Origin of the sequence: Ensifer sp. NPDC090286, assembly GCF_044769565.1 — a bacterium.
Taxonomy (GTDB): domain Bacteria; phylum Pseudomonadota; class Alphaproteobacteria; order Rhizobiales; family Rhizobiaceae; genus Ensifer.
In genome coordinates this window covers 1184310-1201640 of record NZ_JBIVYF010000001.1, presented here as the reverse complement: position 1 = coordinate 1201640, position 17331 = coordinate 1184310, and the positions used below count along the sequence as shown (strand labels likewise).

General features: G+C 63.5%; 17 protein-coding genes. 11 read left to right on the top strand and 6 right to left on the bottom strand.

Going from position 1 to position 17331, the window contains the following annotated elements:
• Nucleotides 1-20: 20 nt before the first annotated feature.
• Entirely contained in the window at nucleotides 21-893 is an 873-nt protein-coding gene (locus ACIQUG_RS05970; protein WP_402318509.1) for an NAD(P)H-binding protein, read from the top strand.
• 251 nt (nucleotides 894-1144) lie between these two features.
• Here the strand turns inward: ACIQUG_RS05970 and ACIQUG_RS05965 are convergent, their stop codons facing one another.
• The gene (locus tag ACIQUG_RS05965) at nucleotides 1145-2437 is read right to left on the bottom strand and encodes an MFS transporter (protein ID WP_402318506.1); all 1293 of its coding nucleotides are present in this window, start codon (nucleotides 2435-2437) and stop codon (nucleotides 1145-1147) included.
• Between the two features lie 220 nt (nucleotides 2438-2657).
• Here ACIQUG_RS05965 and ACIQUG_RS05960 point away from each other — a divergent pair, with 220 nt between their 5' ends.
• Nucleotides 2658-3590 carry a LysR family transcriptional regulator gene (locus tag ACIQUG_RS05960; protein ID WP_402318503.1) on the top strand — a complete coding sequence of 311 codons (933 nt, stop codon included), beginning with the start codon at nucleotides 2658-2660 and terminating at the stop codon, nucleotides 3588-3590.
• Nucleotides 3591-3719: 129 nt separating this feature from the next.
• Here ACIQUG_RS05960 and ACIQUG_RS05955 read toward each other — a convergent pair whose 3' ends face one another.
• On the bottom strand, nucleotides 3720-4733 hold the full coding sequence (locus tag ACIQUG_RS05955) for an aldo/keto reductase (RefSeq protein ID WP_402318500.1): 1014 nt from the start codon (nucleotides 4731-4733) through the stop codon (nucleotides 3720-3722).
• A gap of 287 nt (nucleotides 4734-5020) precedes the next feature.
• Here ACIQUG_RS05955 and ACIQUG_RS05950 point away from each other — a divergent pair, with 287 nt between their 5' ends.
• Together ACIQUG_RS05950 and ACIQUG_RS05945 are read left to right on the top strand one after the other, a co-directional pair.
• Complete coding sequence (locus ACIQUG_RS05950; protein ID WP_402318498.1) at nucleotides 5021-5659, top strand: glutathione S-transferase family protein; 639 nt, start codon at nucleotides 5021-5023, stop codon at nucleotides 5657-5659.
• 195 nt (nucleotides 5660-5854) lie between these two features.
• Nucleotides 5855-6760, top strand: coding sequence for a hypothetical protein (locus ACIQUG_RS05945; RefSeq protein ID WP_402318495.1), 906 nt, complete (start codon nucleotides 5855-5857; stop codon nucleotides 6758-6760).
• 46 nt (nucleotides 6761-6806) lie between these two features.
• Here the strand turns inward: ACIQUG_RS05945 and ACIQUG_RS05940 are convergent, their stop codons facing one another.
• Entirely contained in the window at nucleotides 6807-7097 is a 291-nt protein-coding gene (locus ACIQUG_RS05940) for a hypothetical protein (protein ID WP_371258892.1), read from the bottom strand.
• Between the two features lie 377 nt (nucleotides 7098-7474).
• Here ACIQUG_RS05940 and ACIQUG_RS05935 point away from each other — a divergent pair, with 377 nt between their 5' ends.
• The 3 genes from ACIQUG_RS05935 (at nucleotide 7475) to ACIQUG_RS05925 (ending at nucleotide 11799) form a co-directional block, all read left to right on the top strand.
• Complete coding sequence (locus tag ACIQUG_RS05935; protein WP_043619576.1) at nucleotides 7475-8941, top strand: nucleobase:cation symporter-2 family protein; 1467 nt, start codon at nucleotides 7475-7477, stop codon at nucleotides 8939-8941.
• A 204-nt stretch (nucleotides 8942-9145) separates the two neighbouring features.
• Complete coding sequence (locus ACIQUG_RS05930; protein ID WP_402318492.1) at nucleotides 9146-9751, top strand: deaminase; 606 nt, start codon at nucleotides 9146-9148, stop codon at nucleotides 9749-9751.
• A 146-nt stretch (nucleotides 9752-9897) separates the two neighbouring features.
• Complete coding sequence (locus ACIQUG_RS05925; RefSeq protein WP_402318490.1) at nucleotides 9898-11799, top strand: adenylate/guanylate cyclase domain-containing protein; 1902 nt, start codon at nucleotides 9898-9900, stop codon at nucleotides 11797-11799.
• Between the two features lie 40 nt (nucleotides 11800-11839).
• Here the strand turns inward: ACIQUG_RS05925 and ACIQUG_RS05920 are convergent, their stop codons facing one another.
• Nucleotides 11840-12436, bottom strand: a complete 597-nt coding sequence (locus ACIQUG_RS05920; protein WP_192447176.1) for a TetR/AcrR family transcriptional regulator — start codon at nucleotides 12434-12436, stop codon at nucleotides 11840-11842.
• A 169-nt stretch (nucleotides 12437-12605) separates the two neighbouring features.
• On the opposite strand from ACIQUG_RS05920, the gene ACIQUG_RS05915 reads away from it, so the two are divergent.
• Nucleotides 12606-13028 carry a RidA family protein gene (locus ACIQUG_RS05915; protein WP_402318487.1) on the top strand — a complete coding sequence of 141 codons (423 nt, stop codon included), beginning with the start codon at nucleotides 12606-12608 and terminating at the stop codon, nucleotides 13026-13028.
• 175 nt (nucleotides 13029-13203) lie between these two features.
• Here ACIQUG_RS05915 and ACIQUG_RS05910 read toward each other — a convergent pair whose 3' ends face one another.
• Together ACIQUG_RS05910 and ACIQUG_RS05905 are read right to left on the bottom strand one after the other, a co-directional pair.
• Nucleotides 13204-14061 (bottom strand): sigma-70 family RNA polymerase sigma factor, encoded by an 858-nt coding sequence (locus tag ACIQUG_RS05910; protein ID WP_402318485.1) that lies wholly within the window; start codon nucleotides 14059-14061, stop codon nucleotides 13204-13206.
• On the bottom strand, nucleotides 14061-14531 hold the full coding sequence (locus ACIQUG_RS05905) for a carboxymuconolactone decarboxylase family protein (RefSeq protein WP_402318482.1): 471 nt from the start codon (nucleotides 14529-14531) through the stop codon (nucleotides 14061-14063). Before ACIQUG_RS05905 ends, ACIQUG_RS05910 begins: the two co-directional genes overlap by 1 nt.
• Nucleotides 14532-14757: 226 nt before the next feature.
• Here ACIQUG_RS05905 and ACIQUG_RS05900 point away from each other — a divergent pair, with 226 nt between their 5' ends.
• From ACIQUG_RS05900 to ACIQUG_RS05890, 3 genes are all read left to right on the top strand, one after another.
• Complete coding sequence (locus ACIQUG_RS05900; RefSeq protein ID WP_402318479.1) at nucleotides 14758-15030, top strand: hypothetical protein; 273 nt, start codon at nucleotides 14758-14760, stop codon at nucleotides 15028-15030.
• A 243-nt stretch (nucleotides 15031-15273) separates the two neighbouring features.
• Complete coding sequence (locus tag ACIQUG_RS05895) at nucleotides 15274-16200, top strand: peptidoglycan-binding domain-containing protein (protein WP_402318477.1); 927 nt, start codon at nucleotides 15274-15276, stop codon at nucleotides 16198-16200.
• 139 nt (nucleotides 16201-16339) lie between these two features.
• Complete coding sequence (locus ACIQUG_RS05890) at nucleotides 16340-17320, top strand: ABC transporter substrate-binding protein (protein ID WP_402318474.1); 981 nt, start codon at nucleotides 16340-16342, stop codon at nucleotides 17318-17320.
• The last annotated feature ends 11 nt before the right edge of the window (nucleotides 17321-17331 follow it).

Genomic DNA, 17331 nt, shown 5'->3' with positions numbered 1-17331 from the left:
TTCAGCAAGGAAAAAAGATCATGTTCGTCATTCTCGGAGCGGCCGGAAAGGTCGGGACATCAACGGCGTCGGCCCTGCGCGCGGAGGGGCTGCCGGTGCGGGCAGTGCTGCGCGATCCGGCAAAGGCCGGTCCATTGCAGGCGATCGGCTGCGACGTCGCCTTTGCCGATTTGCGTGACACGGCAGCGCTCGGCGCGGCGATCGTGGAAGCCGAGGCCGTGCAGATCATCCTGCCGCCGCCGCTCAAGGCCGAAGATGCCAGAGCGGAAATGCGTGCGCTCACCGAGAGCATGGTCGAAGCGCTGGCGCAGGCGCGGCCGAAACGCGTGCTGGCGATCTCCGACTATGGCGCCCATGTGCCCGAGGATATCGGCATGCCCACGGTCTTCCGTCTCTTCGAGGAGCGGCTTCGCGGGCTCGACATGCCCAAGATCTTCCTGCGATCGGCCGAGCATATGGAAGGCTGGGCGCGCAGCATCCCGGCGGCGATCGCGACCGGTGCCCTTCCGAGCCTGCACCATCCGGTGGAGCGGACCTTTGCCGCCGTTTCGACCGGAGACGTGGGGCGCATGGCTGCGGACCTGCTCCGCCGCCCGGGGCCGGAAACGGTGGAGCAGATCGTCCATGTCGAGGGACCGCGCCGCTACAGCGCCAGCGACGTGGCCGCGGCCCTGGGCCAGTTGCTCGGGCGTACGATCACGGTCCAGGCGGTGCCGCGCGGCGTGTGGCAGGAGGCGCTGGAACGGACCTTGAGCGCAAGCACCGCCCGGCTTCTGGTCCATCTCTACGACGCCCATAACAAGGGCGGTATGATCGACGTCGAACCGGGCGGCGAGGTTCGTTATGGAACGACCGGATTGGTCGAGGCCCTGCGGCCCTTCGTGCCGGCCTGATGGGAGGGGTCGGATCGCGGCGTGACGCATTGCGCAGATGCGGCAATCGAGTGATCAGCCGCTTCCTGTCGATCTTATCAGACACGTGACATGCGTTACTTCTGAGGCGAAAACCCCGCGGTCGGATCACCGCGGGGCGTCAAAGCTTGGTGGTGGGAAGCGCCTCATTTTCGCTCGCCTGTCGACGGAGCGGAGAGGGCGAGGGCTGGCCCCGTCGGGCTTGAGACGAGTCCGCCGAGACCGCGTGAGCCCTACTGCCGTGCCTTCTTCGACAGCAGGGTGAGGCCGAAGAGGGCGAGGCCCGCAGCCGTAAGGGCAAAGCCTGCCCAGACGGCCGAGAGCAGACCATGGCCGGCGGCGATCGCCGCACCTCCGGCCTCGGCGCCGACGGCATTGGCAACGTTGAGGGCGGCAAGGTTCATGGCGCCCATCAGGCTCGGGGCTTCGGGAGCGAAACGGGTGAGCCGCACCTGGATCGTCGGGATCGGGGCCATGGTTGCTGCACCCACACCGAAGAGGGCGGGGAAGAGCACCCAGGGATTTGCCGCGCCCATTGCGAGCACTGCAAGCGTTGCGAGTGCTGCGGCAAAGCCAAGCACGATGCCGCGTGCGGGATAGAGGTCGGCAAGCTTGCCGCCGACGAGGTTGCCGGCCGTCATGCCCATGCCGAACAGGGCAAGTGCTGCCGGGATCATGGCGGGCGAAAGGGTTGCAATGTCGGTGACGATGGGGGCGATGAAGGTGTAGACCGCAAAGATGCTGGCGATGCCGACGGCTGCGACCAGCATCACGCCCCAGACGTTTGCCTTGCGCAGCGACGAAAGCTCCTGCACCACCGGCACGCCATCGAGCGCTGTCGTGCGCGGCACCCAGGCCCAGATCGCAAGGAAGGCAAGCACGGCGAAGGCGGCGATCGCCAGATAGGTTTCGCGCCATCCGAGCGTCTGGCCGAGGAAGGTGGCAAGCGGCGAGCCGATGATGGTTGCGACCGTCAGCCCGGTCATGACGATGGCAAAGGCCTTGCCGGCCTGGCCGGGGCCGACGACATAGGATGCGACCACGGCGCCGGCGCCGAAATAGGCGCCCTGTGGCAGGCCGCTGATGAAGCGGGCGACCATCAGCATGCCCATGTCTGCCGCAATCGCCGAAAGCACGTTGCCGAGGATGAAGAGCCCCATCAGTGCGAGAAGCAGCGTGCGCCGGTTCGCCCTTGCAGCGGCCAGGGTCACGAGCGGCGCGCCAATGACCACGCCGAAGGCGTAAGCCGTAATCGCGCTCGTTGCTTCCGGTACACCGATGTGCATGGCCTGCGAAAAGAGCTGGATGATGCCCATGCTGGCAAATTCTGAGGTGCCGATCGCAAAGCTGCCGAGCGCCAGGGCCAGCAGCGTCAGGCGATTGTTCTGCGGGGTCGGGGCCTCGCCGGCTGGCTGGGCGACGCGCTTTCGCGTAGCGATCTGCGAGCCACCGATCCGCTGGCGCAGGCTGGCGAAATCGAAGGCGGCGGTCTGTGAGGCGAGGCTGGCTTCGGCTGCTTGGGACATCTCGGTGATCCTTTTCCTGTTGTATTGGACCGTCGCTCACTGGACGGTTTGCTTGAGACAACAGATCTCACGGCGGATGGCGCAGCAGTAGACGGTGAGGGTTCCCAGGATCTGATAAGAAAATTCACAGATGGTGCGACGAGGCCCTGCAATATCGCGACAAAGCGGGTTTTCAGGGCTAATCTGACGGCAGATCTATGAATTCAAATCAGGTGGCGTCATGGACAACCGGGCAGGCGAGATGATGGTTTTCGTCCAGGTGGTGGAGGCCGGCAGCTTTTCGGAAGCGGCCCGCCAATTGATGATGACGCCGTCGACCGTGTCGAAGCTGATCGCGCGGCTGGAAAGCCGGCTCGGCATCAGGCTCGTCGAGCGCTCGACACGGCGGCTGCTTCTGACCCGGGAAGGCGAGTTCTACTACGAGCGCAGCCAGCGTCTGCTTGCCGAGCTGGACGAGACCGAACAGCAGATCGCGCACGGAGGTGCCGAGCCCGAGGGGCTGATCCGGGTGAACTCCTCCGTCAGTTTCGGCGCAACCGCACTGGAGCCGATCCTGCCGGCCTTCTGGGAAGCCTATCCGAAGATCGTCATCGACCTTTCGCTGTCGGACGAGGTGGTCGATCTTTATCTCGAGCGGACGGATGTGGCGATCCGGGTCGGGCGGCTTCCGGATTCCAACCTGGTGGCGCGCAAGATCGGCACGACCAAAAGGCGGATCGTCGCGTCGCCCGCTTATCTCGAAAAATGGGGCGTGCCGGAAACGCCGGAGGACCTGCTTCATCACAATTGCATCGGCTTCAACTTTCGCCGGGCCAATCCGGTGTGGCCGATGCGTGAGGGCGGGCGGATCGTCGAGCGGATGCTGAGCGGCTCGCTTCTGACCAACAACGGCGAAACCATCCGCCGCATGGCGATGGCAGGCGTCGGCATCGGGCGGATTGCCGACTATCACGTGCGCGGTCCGATCGCCCGCGGCGAGCTGGTCGAGGTATTGGCCGACAGCGCGATAACAGAGGCCGACGATATCCATGCGCTGTTTCGTGGCGCCCAGCTTCTGCCGGCGCGTGTGCGCGCCTTCCTCGATTTTGTCGTGCCGCGCCTGCAGCGCTTTCTGGCGGAAGAGCCGGCAGAGCTTGCCCCGCCCGGGGGATGACGGGCGGGGATGATGGGTTTCAAGTGACGCCAATTTCCGACGGAAAACCGGTTCCCACTTTCCTGGAATTGCTTGACCAAGCGACGCAATTCCACACGGAAAACCGTTTCACACTTTTCCTGGAATTGCTTAGCCGGCAACCGGCAGCGGCGCTTCCGGGTTGACGAGGCCGGCTGCGCGCAGGTCCCGCCAGAAGTCGGCCGGCACGACCTCGTTGAGGGCGGCGCGGTCTTCGGCGATGCGGCTCGGCTGGCTGGCGCCGGGGATGACGGCTGCGACCGCCGGGTTGGCGAGCGAGAACTGCAGGCCGGCCGCCTTCATCGAGATGCCGTGACGGTCGGCGATTGCCTTGATGCGTGCGACCTTCGCCAGGATTTCGGGCGTCGCCGGCGCATATTCGAAGTTCGGGCCGCCGACGAGCGCGCCGGAGCTGTAGGGACCGCCGACGATGATGCCGAGGCCGCGCCTGGTGACCTCGGGCATGACGCGCTGCAGCGCCCGGTCATGGTCAAGCAGGGTGTAGCGGCCGGCAAGCAGGAAGCCATCGGGGCGAGGGCCTTCGAGCGCCAGTAGCAGTTCGATCGGCTCGACCCGGTTGACGCCGAGCCCCCAGGCCTTGATCACGCCCTCGTCGCGCAACGTGTCGAGCGCCTTGAATGCGCCCTTGCGCGCGGTCTCGAAGACGTCGAGCCATTCGTCGCCGTAGAAATCCTGGGCGACGTCGTGGACGAAGGCGATCTCGATCCGGTCGGTCTTCAGGCGCTTGAGGCTGTCTTCGATCGAGCGCAGCGTCGCGTCGTAGGTATAGTCGTTGACGATCTTGTTGGGGCGGCCATAGCGGAAGACGTTGCCCTTTTCGCCGAGATCGCGGGCGCTGACATCCTCGATCTCGTCGAGGATCACCCGGCCGACCTTGGTGCTGATGACGTATTCGTCACGCGGGCGTCCGGCGAGCGCCTCGCCCATGCGGATCTCGGCAAGGCCGGCGCCGTAGAAGGGGGCGTTGTCGAAATAGCGGATGCCGTCGTTCCAGGCGGCCTCGACGGTCGCAAGCGCTTCCTGTTCGGGGATTTCGCGGAACATGTTGCCGAGCGGGGCTGCGCCGAAGCCGAGCTTGCCGGGCAGAATATCCTTGAGTGTCATGTGTCCTGTCCTTTGCTGTTGAATGGCAGGTGTTGATGTGCGGTGCTGCGATCGGTGAGGCATCGCTCTCGGACTGAGAGATAGGTCGGGCTGTGGATCGGCACTAGGCAGGCGGATTTCGCAGGAATTGAGAAACGAATTCACAGATGGCTGGCTGGAAACCGCATCGGCGGCTATCGATCGCCGGTCGCCGGCTTTCGCCGCGATCGCCGATTTTTGTTGTTTCCGGCTGTCGGCAAACGCCGCCTTCGTTCGTCTTCATGAAGTGTAACAGGGAGCGACGCCGCATGAAGCTTTATTTCAGCCGAAACCCCAATCCGCGTCTGGCCGTTGCAACGGCGCGGTTTCTAAACGCCGAGGTCGCCTTCGAATTTGCCGAGCCGTTGGCGCCGGGGCAGGCGGACCGCTATCGGCCGCTCAATCCCAACCTGCTTCTGCCGATCCTGGAGCGTCCCGGCCGGGCGCTCTGGGAGGCGGATGCGATCGCCTGCTTTCTATCCCGAACGCTCGGTTCCAATTTCTGGCGAAGGGATGACGACGAGCCGGAGATGATCCGCTGGATCAGCTGGGGCAAGGAGAACTTCGTGAAGGCCTGCGACATGGTGCATTGGGAGCGCGGCACCAAGCTGCGCTACGGCATCGGCCCTTGCGAAGAAGCGATGGTGGAGGAGGGGTTGAGGTCCTTTCACAGGGCGGCCAGGCTGCTCGAGGCCGAGCTTTCCGGTCGCGCCTGGCTGCTGGGCGATAGCATTTCCTATGCCGATTTCCGCATGGCGACGTTCCTGCCCTACAACGACGTGGCGCGGCTGCCGATCGCGGACTATCCGGCGCTTGCGCGCTGGGCCGGGCAACTGGACGAAATCGAGGTCTGGCGCGATCCTTTCGGCGGGCTCGCCGCGCCGGAGATGCCGCCGCTTCCGGCTTGACGGGCGGATCGGCGCGCGGCCTGCGCGGGTCGCCTTCGGCGGCAGTCGTGGGTGGCTTGGAAGCGGGCGCTTCCCGGCCTGGCGGGAGGTGTCCGGACGCTGGATTTCGTCTGCGATCCCAGTATGATGGGTCTGCAACCTTCCTTCCGGTCGGCCGCCATCCCGCGCGGTCGACCCTGCCGAAAACTCCCGATCATGTCGTTGTCCGTCGTTTCCGTTGCGGCGCTGTCGCCGCCCTATACTGCCGAAGATCTGGTCCGGATGGATCGTTTTCGCGAGGGGCTCGATTCCGCTGCGCGCGAACTGCTGGAAACGCATCTCGCCTTGCCGCGGGAAGTGCACTACGTGGCGGATCTGCGGCGCTGGATGCTCAGCCAGATGACGATGGCCATGCATTTCGAGCATCTGCAGGATAGGGCATGCCTGCCGATTTCACCGGGCAATCTCGCCCGCACCATGAGCGCGATGGCAAGCCGCAACACGGTGCATGCCTTTCTCCTGGAAATGCGGAGATACCGCTTTGTCGAACCGCTGGAGCGTGGAGACGGCCGGCAGCGCGCGGTTCGCGCAACGCAGATGAGCGAGGCGCTCATCCGGCGCTACTTCGACATTCATCTGCGCGCGCTCGATCTCATCGATGGCGGCGACCGCTATGCGCTGTCGCGCCAGCAGCCCGGTCTCTTGCATGGCGCTCAGCCCCGTTTCGCGCGCCTGCTGCTGGCGCGTCGCGACTGGCACAAGCCGCCACCAAGCATCGCCAAGTTCGTCCGTTCGGATTCCGGAAGCAGCGTGCTGCACGACCTGATCAAGAATGCGCCGGCGCTGCCTGACGAAAGTGCGGCGCCGATCTGGATCGGAAAAGTGTCTCCCAATGCCTTGTCGAGCCGGTACCGCATTTCCAGAACCCATACGGCGCGGCTCTTTGGGCTGGCGCGCGAGGCGGGGCTGATCGGCTGGGCGAAGACGAGCAATCGCGGCGCGTGCTGGATTTCGACGGCGCTGGTGCACGACTACCGCTATTGGCAGGCCATCAAGCTCTCGGCCGTTTCGATCGCCTTTGCCGAAACCTGTCGCGCAAGCGGTGTATTGGAGGCCGCCTGAAGGCGCATGCGGCGGGGGTCCGCTGAGGCTCCCCGCCGGGCGTTCATTACTCGTGGATCGTGTAGGAACCCATTTCGCAGAGGTCCTGCGTATCGGTCGTCGTGTCGAGATCGTCGCCCTGGAACTCGAAGCGCATGTCGTACCGGCAGACGCTGCGACCGTCGGCAATGGTGATTTCCATCTCTTCGCCGGGGCCAAGAGCCTGCCGGCCGAAGATGTCGTCTTCCCAGTTGTCGACGCCGGTCGGAGAGGCGTAGAAATTGTTCAGGACAGAATTGGTCCCGTTCTTCAGCGTGAAGACGAGATCCTCGGCTTTTGCTGTTGTCGATAGGCACATGACAACTGCCGACGCCAGAAGGGCGAAGTTAAACTTTTTCATGTTTTCAACCTGTTGGAATATGTTATTGCGAGAACTCGCGAGAAATTCTTTAGCTGAACTCACTACCAAGCTGAAGATTGCTGCCGTACCATCTTTGGGTCTATCCGGGCCCGCTTGACCGGGCTTTCGGGTGCCGCGGCCCGGTCGGAAGTCGACCTTGGACGCCGCTGCCAATCGGCCCGAATGAGGCGTCGGAACGGCCATTACCTATTCCCGCCCAAAACCCGAAAGGTGTTTCGCCTTTTTTAGGAAGACGAGATTTGTCCTCCTTCGGTTACCTTTTTGCTTGTCCCGCTGGAGACGGGGCAATCGCACAAGGTATGGAGGAGATACCCTTGGCAAGCATTGCAGAGGAAAATGCACTACCGGAAAATCCCGAAGACGAACGGCTGAGTGTCGGTGCCAATCTGGCCTACGGGCTGCAGCACGTCTTGACCATGTATGGCGGCATCGTCGCCGTTCCGTTGATCCTCGGCCAGGCGGCCGGGTTGAATTCCGCCGATGTCGGCCTGCTCGTTACCGCCTCGCTTTTTGCCGGCGGGCTTGCGACCATCCTGCAGACGATCGGCGTGCCGTTCTTCGGCAGCCGCCTGCCGCTGGTGCAGGGCGTTTCGTTCTCCGGCGTTGCGACGATGATCGCGATTTCGGGCAATGGCGGCATTCCGGCTGTTCTCGGCGCGGTGATCGTGGCTTCGCTGATCGGTCTTCTGATCACGCCGGTGTTTTCGCGCATCACCCGTTTCTTTCCGCCGCTGGTGACCGGCATCGTGATCACCACCATCGGCCTGACCTTGATGCCGGTGGCGGCCTTCTGGGCCATGGGCGGAAACAAAGCGGCGCCGGACTTCGGCAGCACCGCCAATATCCAGCTTGCAGCGGTGACGCTGATCATCGTCCTGCTGTTGAGCAAGCTCGGCAATGCGTCGATTTCGCGGCTTTCGATCCTGCTTTCGATCGTGATCGGCACGGGCATCGCCTATGTGGCCGGCATGACCGATTTTTCGCAAGTTGCCAACGGTCCGGTCTTCGCACTGCCGAAGGTCTTCCATTTCGGCTACCCGACCTTCGAACTTGCCGCAATCATCTCGATGCTGATCGTCATCATGGTGACGCTGGTCGAAACCTCGGCCGACATTCTCGCCGTCGGTGAGATCGTCGAGACCAAGGTGGATTCGCGCCGGCTCGGCGACGGCCTTCGCGCCGACATGCTGTCGAGCATTCTCGCGCCGATCGTCGGTTCCTTCACCCAGAGCGCCTTTGCCCAGAATGTCGGCCTCGTGGCGGTGACCGGCGTAAAGAGCCGCTACGTGGTGGCGACCGGCGGCATGTTCCTGGTGACCCTCGGCCTCTTGCCGGTCATGGGGCGTATCGTTGCCTCGGTTCCGACCTCGGTTCTCGGCGGCGCCGGCATCGTGCTCTTCGGCACGGTTGCAGCCAGCGGCATCCGCACGCTGTCCAAGGTCGAGTACAACAACAACATGAACTTGGTGATCGTTGCGACCTCGATCGGCTTCGGCATGATCCCGATCGCAGCCCCGGGTTTCTACGAGCACTTCCCGACCTGGGTCGCGACGATCTTCCATTCGGGCATCTCGTCGGCGGCGGTCATGGCGATCCTGCTCAACCTCCTGTTCAACCACTTCACCGTGGGCAATTCCGACCAGCAATCGGTGTTCGTGGCGGCAACGGAGCGCACGATCCGCTACCAGGATATCGCCCGCCTGCATGACGGCGACTACTTCCTCAACGGCAAGCTCTACGACGCCAAGGGCGTGGAGGTGCCGCTGATCGAGGCGCACTGAACAGGCGCGATCTCTAAGCATGCCCAATCCCGGCGGGAGGTCGCTTCAGACTTCTCCCGGGATTTGCTCTGAAATATGCAATCCCGCACGGAAAACCGCTTCGCACTTTTCCTAGGATTGCTTTGAGATACCGCCATTCCGGGCAGGGGATCGTTTCCTGTTTTTCCTGGCGTTGCTTTGAACCCCAACGAAAGGACACTGGGAATGACACAGCAGACCGACAACTACGCGCTCCTCGATGCGCTGCTCGGCACGATGGAGAAGGGCATCATTCCGGCGACGGAAGCAGGCGTTGCCGCCGGCAACAAGATCTTCGGCGCCGCCTTGATGCGCAAATCCGATCTTTCGACCGTGCTCGTGGAAACCAACAACGAAACGGAAAACCCGCTCTGGCACGGCGAAGTGCACACGCTGAAGCGCTTCTACGAGATCGAAGGAACGGAGCGCCCGGACAGCCGCGACCTCATTTTCCTCTCCACGCACGAGCCGTGCTCGATGTGCCTTTCGGCGATCACCTGGGCGGGCTTCGACAACTTCTTCTACTTCTTCAGCCACGAGGATTCGCGCGACAGTTTCTCCATCCCGCATGACCTGAAGATCCTGAAGGAGGTCTTCACGCTGGAGCCGGGCGGCTACAACCGGACGAATGCGTTCTGGAAGGGCCAGTCGATCCACGCGCTGATCGACGCTCTGCCCGAGCCGCAGCGGGGCGGCCTGAAGGCCCGCGCCGAGGCAATCCGCGCGAAATATGACGAACTCTCCTCCGCCTATCAGGACAGCAAGGACGGCAACGCTATCCCGCTGAACTGAGGCAAGAAAAGCCTTCACCTGAACAGGGCCATTTCATTCTCTCGTCAGGGCATGAAATGGCCTATTTCTTTGAAAGAATATGCATTCCTCCTTATGAATGCAGGTGCTAGGGTCGCCGGCGTACAGTCGCGTTTCGGGGGAATTGCGTGAACTGGTCCAGGCCTCTCAGGGTGCATCTCAGCGTGCTCGTGGTCGCGCTGCTCGTCTTAACGGCAACGCCGATCATCTGGATGGCCTTCAGCCAGGGGCGGCAAGCGGCGATCCTTGCCGGCGAGAAGCACATGCGCGAGATGAGCCTGCGGCTGATCGAGGGCTACAGGAATGCGCTCGAAGGCGGCCACGAGGCGGTGGCGCTTGCGTCCACCGTGCCGCAGCTGGCCGTCGCGCCACCCGGCGACCTGGAGCCAAAGGAGCAATTCTTCCTGGAGGTGCTCAGAAGCGTTTCCAACGCGACGAGCATCTATGCCGGCTATCCCGACGGCTCCTACCTGCAGGTGATCAATACGGAGCGAGACTATGTGCGCCAGGCGCTCGAAGCGCCTGTGGGGACGGCCTTTGCGGTCCGCCTGCTTGCCCATGGGCAGGACGCGGGCACAGTCTCGACGCTTCGCTTCCTCGACGCTGGCGCCAAGCAGATCGGGGAACGTCCGTTCGAGCGCACGAGTTTCGACCCGCGTCAGAGCCCCTGGTATCAGGCGGCCCTTCGAACCGCCGGTCCGGTTTCCGTCGGGCCCTATGTCACGGGCACGCTCAAGGTGCCGACCCTGGCGCTGGCAGCGCCGCTGCGGGGGACCCGCGGCATCGTGGTGGGCACCAACATTCACCTGCAGACCGTCAGCCGCCTGCTCGATGCGCGCGAAATCTCGCCGCGGGCCCGGTCCTATGTCATCGGCAGCGACAACAACCTCGTCGCCCATTCCGATCCCGCGGTCATGAGCATGATCCTCGGGGCCTGGTCGGGCGGGCGCGGGGCCGATATGCACAGCCTCGATCCGAGCCTCGACGTCGTCGCCGGGCTGCGCAAGGACCCCGCCTATGTGGGTGGGGGGCTTACAGAGGCCGAGTTTGCCGGCGAGCGCTATCTGGTGCAGATCGCGCCGGTCAGCGTTGCCGGCCTGTTCAAGGGCAGCTCGGTCGCAATCGTCGTGCCGCTGCAGGACCTGGTGGCGCAGGCAAACCGGCTGCTGGTGCGCAACCTGATGATTGCCGGGAGCCTGCTGGTGGCGGGTGTCATCGGCTCGCTGATGCTGTCACGGGTGATCAGCCGCAAGCTCTATCACCTTGCCGACGAGGCGCGGCGGATCGGCGACCTGAATTTTGCCAGCAACGACGCCCCGCATTCCTGGATTACCGAGATCAACACGCTTGGCGGCGCGCTTTCCGCCAGCCGGCGCGCCATCGTCCAGTTTGCGCTTTACGTTCCGCGCGAGGTGGTTCGCCGGATCATCGATCCCGAGGGCGGCGCGGCGGTTCGCGGCAGGAGACAGGAAGTGACGGCGCTTTTCACCGACGTGCGCGACTTTACCACCATCTCCGAACAGCATTCGCCCGAGGAGGTCGTCGATATCCTCTCGGCCTATTTCGAGATGCTGAACACGGTGGCCGAGCAGTACCACGGAACGGTGATCCAGTATCTCGGCGACAGCATCTTCGTCATCTGGAACGCGCCGGTTGCCGATCCGCAGCACATCGAGAATGGCTGTCATTGCGCGCTGGCGATGAAGGCGGCGGTCGATCGCCTCAACGAGACCAACCGCAAGGGTGGCCGTCCGGAACTGTTCACGCGCTTTGGCGTGCATACGGGCCCGGCGGTCGTCGGCAGCTTCGGTGCGATTGCGCGCCAGCAATACACGGCCATGGGCGACACGATCAACGTCGCTTCGCGGCTCGAAGGGCTGAACAAGGAATACAACACCTCGATCCTGGTGAGCGGGGCGGTGCATTCCGCCGTTGCCGATCTCTTCGACTTCCGCGCGATGGGCATGGTGCATGTGAAGGGGCGCTCGGGCGGCATCGATCTCTGGGAACTGGCCGGCACGCGCGGATAGTCTGCACCACGGCGGTCGTCGAGACCGGTTCGTTGGCGGATCAGCGATCCGCGAGCAGCCCGGTCGCCATGGCGCGGAAGGCGTCGATCGCTTTCGGCAGAACCGTCTTCGGCTCGTCGCTGGCGGCAACCCAGAGGGCGGCGTTGAGCGCAGCCCCGCTGAGCAGGCGTGCGGCCGCTTCCGCATCGACCGGCTTCAACACGCCCTTGTCCAGCAGATGCTCCACCGACCGCTTCGTCGCCAGCAGGCAGCTGTTCTGGCTCGGCCATTTCGAGGGATCGCCGAGCACGGCCGGGCCATCGAGCAGCACGATGCGCTGCACCTCGGGATCCAGCGCCATCTCGATATAGGCGGCCCCTTCGGCAAGCATCGCCTGCCAGTGGTCGCCCGCTGCGGCCCCGGCGCCGATCTCCTTGGCGCGGGCGGCCATCTCGCCGTCGATCTGGGTGACGACCGCGGCCAGCAGCCCGCGCTTGTCGCCGAAATTGTGATAGAGCGCGCCGCGCGTCAGCCCGACATCGGCGGTCAACTCATCCATCGAGGCGGCGGCATAACCCTTTTCCGCAAAGGCCTTGCGCCCCGCCGAAATCAGCTTCGCGCGGTTTTCCTCCATCGTTTCCTGGCGGCTTCTGGCCATCATTGCCCTCAATTTCAGATACGGTGCGTATATGGATTTGACATACGCGTCGTATTTCGCTATTTCAGATACGTGCCGTATATCAAATTGGAAGGCATTTGTGAAGGAGGGCCCGGCATCCCGCTCGTCCTCCTTTGTGCCGATCCCGTAAACCAGAAAGGCAAGTCCCATGACGTCACGCGACGCAATCTTTCCCGCCGGCCGGCATGCGCTCTACGAGCAGCACCGTTACTCCGCAGCTATCCGTTCCGGCGATCTGCTGTTCGTTTCCGGCCAGGTCGGCAGCCGCGAGGACGGCACGCCGGAGCCGGACTTCGCCCGCCAGGTGGAGCGCGCCTTCGACAATCTCGAAGCGACGCTGAAGGCGGCGGGCGCCACCTTCGACGACATCGTCGACGTGACGAGCTTCCACACCGATCCGGAGAACCAGTTCGAAACGATCCTGGCGGTCAAGGATCGCGTCTTTTCCGAAAAACCCTATCCGAACTGGACGGCCATCGGCGTCAATTGGCTCGCCGGCTTCGATTTCGAGATCAAGGTGATCGCGCGGATACCCGAAGCGGGTGGTGCCGAGCGGGGGCGGGCGGCTTAGCGCCTGCTGGGCATTTGGGACGTTGGAGGGACGTCGCGTTCTATGCGGCGCCCTCCGGCACCGCACGCCATGTCAAACAGAGGGATCGTTCCTTGGGTGCCGATCCGCGTGCCTCTATCGAGGGCCAGCGCTCCGACAATTGAAACGCGAGGCGACAGGTCGCGACAGCTTGGCGCTAATGCAGATGCGCCAGCTTGTCCGGATTGCGCACCACATAGATCGCCGCGACCTTGCCGTCCTTGATCTCCAGCGCGGTCGTCTGCAGCTCGCCGTCGGCCTCGCGGGTGACGAAGCCGGGCAGGCCGTTGATGAAGCCGGCGCGCACCAGCGTCGAGCCGTGCTTGGCAAACAGGGCGGCCAGTTGCTCGTGCACCTTCATCACCGCATCGAAGCCGAGGATCGGCTGCATTGCGGCCGGGCGTTTGCCGCCGCCGTCGGCATGCACGCTGACATCGGCTGCGAGCATCGCGCCGAGCGTCTTCATGTCGCCGTGGCGGGAGGCTGCAAAGAAGGCGTTGGCAAGTTCGAGGCCCCGCTGCTGCTCGATCTCAAAGCGGGGGCGTTCCGCGCGCACATGGGTGCGGGCGCGGGCTGCCAGCTGGCGGCAGGCAGCGGCGTCGCGCTCGATCGTCACGGCCACCTCGTCAAAACTCTGGCCGAAGACGTCGTGCAGCAGGAAGGCGGCGCGCTCCAAGGGCGATAGGCGTTCGAGCGCCAGCATCAGGGGCAGGGTGACGTCGTCCTCCGGCTCTTCCTCGACGACAGGTTCGGGAAGCCAGGGGCCGACATAGGTCTCGCGCTTGAGGCGCGCGGATTTCAACTGGTCGAGGCAGAGCCTCGTGACGGTGCGGCGCAGGAAGGCTTCCGGCTCACGCACGGAGGTGCGGTCGGCCCCCATCCAGCGGATGAAGGCCTCCTGCACCATGTCCTCCGCATCGGCGACCGAGCCGAGCATGCGGTAGGCGACGCGGACGAGTTTTGGACGCAGCGGATCGAAGACCGCCGCTGCGTCCTCATGGGCGCTCACCGCCATCAGGCGGCAGCCTGCGCGGCGGCCTTGGCGGCTGCCGGGTCGACCCAGAGGCCGAAGCCGACGGCGAGACGGTTCCAGCCGTTGATGACGTTGATCATCAGCGTAAGTTTCACCTGTTCCTCCTCGGTGAAATGGTCCTTCAGCGCCTGATAGGCCGCTTCGTGGCCGTGGCCCTCGGACAGGCGAGTCAGCGCTTCGGTCCAGCCTAGCGCGGCGCGCTCGCGATCGGAATAGCAGGGTGCTTCGCGCCAGGCGGAAAGCAGGTAGATGCGCTGTTCCGTCTCGCCCTTTTCGCGGGCCTCCTGGGTGTGCATGTTGATGCAGTTGGCGCAGCCGTTGATCTGCGAGGCGCGGATTTTCACGAGTTCGATGATGGTGGTGTCGAGGCTCGCGGCAACGGCCACCGAGACGCTTGTCCAGCTCTTCATCAGTTGCGGGGCAGCGGCGAAAAGGTCGATCTTGGCAGTCATGGTTCCGTTTCCTTTCGTTGGTTCCGATACCATGACGAGCGAGCTTAGCCCGGTGTGACATCGCGCCTAATTTTTCTTCAAGAAAATTCGGGCGGCATCGGTCGATGGCTGTGTGTGGATAAAATGTTCATCTTCTAATATAAGTAGAAACGACCTGCGTCCGAACGGGGTGGCTGTACCGGGCGATCGACGCGGTGGCTGGCGAAGGAAAGGGGCGCATGACGCGATGGTGGGGCTATTCAAGTCGCTCAAGTGGGTGATGACCGGGCAGGTCATCCGGAAATCCGACGTTCCAATCATGAACGGCAACTGCGTCCTCTCGCTACGCATGAAGCGCGAAAGCGGGAGCGGCCGCCTTTATGTCGTGCTCGCGATGACGTCCTCGGGCAACTATCAATACTTTCCGCTGGAGGCAGACGAATTCGAACGGTTCGTCGACGGCGCCATCGAGATCAGAGGCGCGTTGCAGTCTGCGACCGATGAGGTGCCGGTCTCCTGATTTCAGGTGCTGCCCGCAGACCGACGGCGACAAGGCTCTTCCTGAAAAGCCCGTGAGGTGCTTCTTGAAAGGCCCGTGTTCTTCTTCTTGAAAAGTAAGTGTGGACAAACCGGCCGAACCGGGTCCCGCGTGCCTTTTCTAACCCGTTTGGATGACTATGACGCCCTCGGTCGATATGTGAGTGTAGGCTGGGGGGACCACTCTATTTCAGGTGGCGGTGCCGAGTGCTTCGGGAGGTACTCAATGGCGGACGAATTCAATGCCGCACTCGATATTCCGTACGTCTTCGAGATCACCATCAACGACTTTGCGGCGCTGTGGCGGAAGCTGGAGCGGCGAAGCTTTGCGCTGAAGGCGCTTTTGCCCAACTGGTACGGCCAGTTGCAGGGGGAATTCGGGGCGACCTTCGGCGCGCTCGATGCCTATGTCGGCCACGGCACGGCGGTCATTCCCAGAAACGGCATGGAGAAGGCCGCGGTGGAGGCGGTGATCGCGACGATGCTGATGGGCCGGCTCGGCATGGCCATTCGCGAACTGGCCGTCGAGGCGGGGCAGGCTTCCGGCAAAAAGGGCGAGTACATCAAGGGGCGGCTTCACTATGGCGAGGACAACCGGATCACCGGGGTCGACGACGAGTACCTGCGCCGGGTGCTCGATCCGGCCGAGGACTATGAGGCCGACGGCTGCGTCTTCGAGGTACTGGGCTACTCGCCAAGCAGTCCCTTTTCCATGACGTCGCGGATCGCCTCGATGATGCTGTTCTTCAACCGCGGCATGGCGCCGTTGAGCGGGAGGCCTGTCGATTACAACGTCATCCTGAAGACGATGCACGCCTTCATCGCTGCGGAAAACCTCGGCTATGTCGTGACCTTCGAGTACCGCAACACCAATGACGATCTGTCGATCTTCACCACCAACGAGTTCAACAAGCTGACCATCCAGTCGGAGGAGGGCGACCTTCGCCTCATCCAGAAATATCTGAAGGCCATCGGCTTTTACTTCGGCGATGTCGACAATGCGTTCGGACCGGAGTTCGAGGTCGCCGCCCGGAACTTCGCGCGGGTCTACAGGCTGGACGACTATGCGCACTACAGCGACCGCGAGTTTCTATACACGCTGGCCAATGCCTATGTGCGCCACCGCAGTCAGATGTCGACTGGGCCACGCTAGGTCCGTCGCGTGAATCCGCCGCGCATATTTGCGCGAGACGCGTCGAGGATCGCCGATTACGCTTCCCCCCGGTTCTGTCATACCCCTGTAAAAGGGTGGCCCTATCCCTCGGCGCCAGTTTCAACACGAGGGTATATCCATGAAATCGTTTGTCTCCGTCCTTGCCGGCGCCGTTGTCGCAGGCCTGCTTTCGACCGCGGCCTATGCCGAAAGCCTGGTGCTCTATACCAGCCAGCCGAACGAGGATGCGCAGGCGACGGTCGATGCGTTCCAGGCGGCCAATCTCGGCATCGAAGTGGAATGGGTGCGCGAGGGCACGACGAAGATCATGGCCAAGCTGATGGCCGAGATCGAGGCCGGCAATCCGGTGGCCGACGTGCTTCTGATCGCCGACACCGTGACGATGCAGCGGCTGAAGGAAGCCGGCCATCTCGCCGACTACAAGTCGCCGGAAGCGGCGAATTACGACGCGGCACTCTATGATGCCGACGGCGCCTATTACTCGACCAAGATGATCACGACCGGGATCGTCTACAACACGTCTGCCGCCATGAAGCCTGAAGGCTGGCAGGACCTCGCGAAGCCGGAAGCCAAGGGCCTTGTCACCATGCCGAGCCCGCTGACCTCGGGTGCCGCTCTCATCCACGCGCAGACCCTGACCGGCATCGATGGCCTCGGCTGGGACTACTACAAGGCGCTCGCCGCAAACGGCGCCACGGCTGCCGGCGGCAATGGCGGCGTCTTGAAGGCGGTTGCGACCGGTGAGAAAGCCTATGGCATGCTCGTCGATTTCATGGCGATCCGCGAGAAGGCCAAGGGCGCCCCGGTGGAATTCGTCTTTCCGGCCGAGGGCGTGTCTGCCGTGACCGAGCCGGTCGGTATCCTGAAGACCGCCAAGAACGTCGAGGCTTCCAAGAAGTTCGTCGACTTCCTCCTGTCCGAGGAAGGCCAGAAGACGGCGGTGAAGATGGGCTATATCCCGGCCCGCAACGGCGTGGCATTGCCTGAGGGCTATCCGGCGCGCGAGACGATCAAGGTGCTGCCGGTCAATGCGGCCGAGGCCGTGAAGAATTCCGACGCGGACCTCAAAACCTTCTCCGGCATCTTCGGCACGAACTGATCGGTTCAATG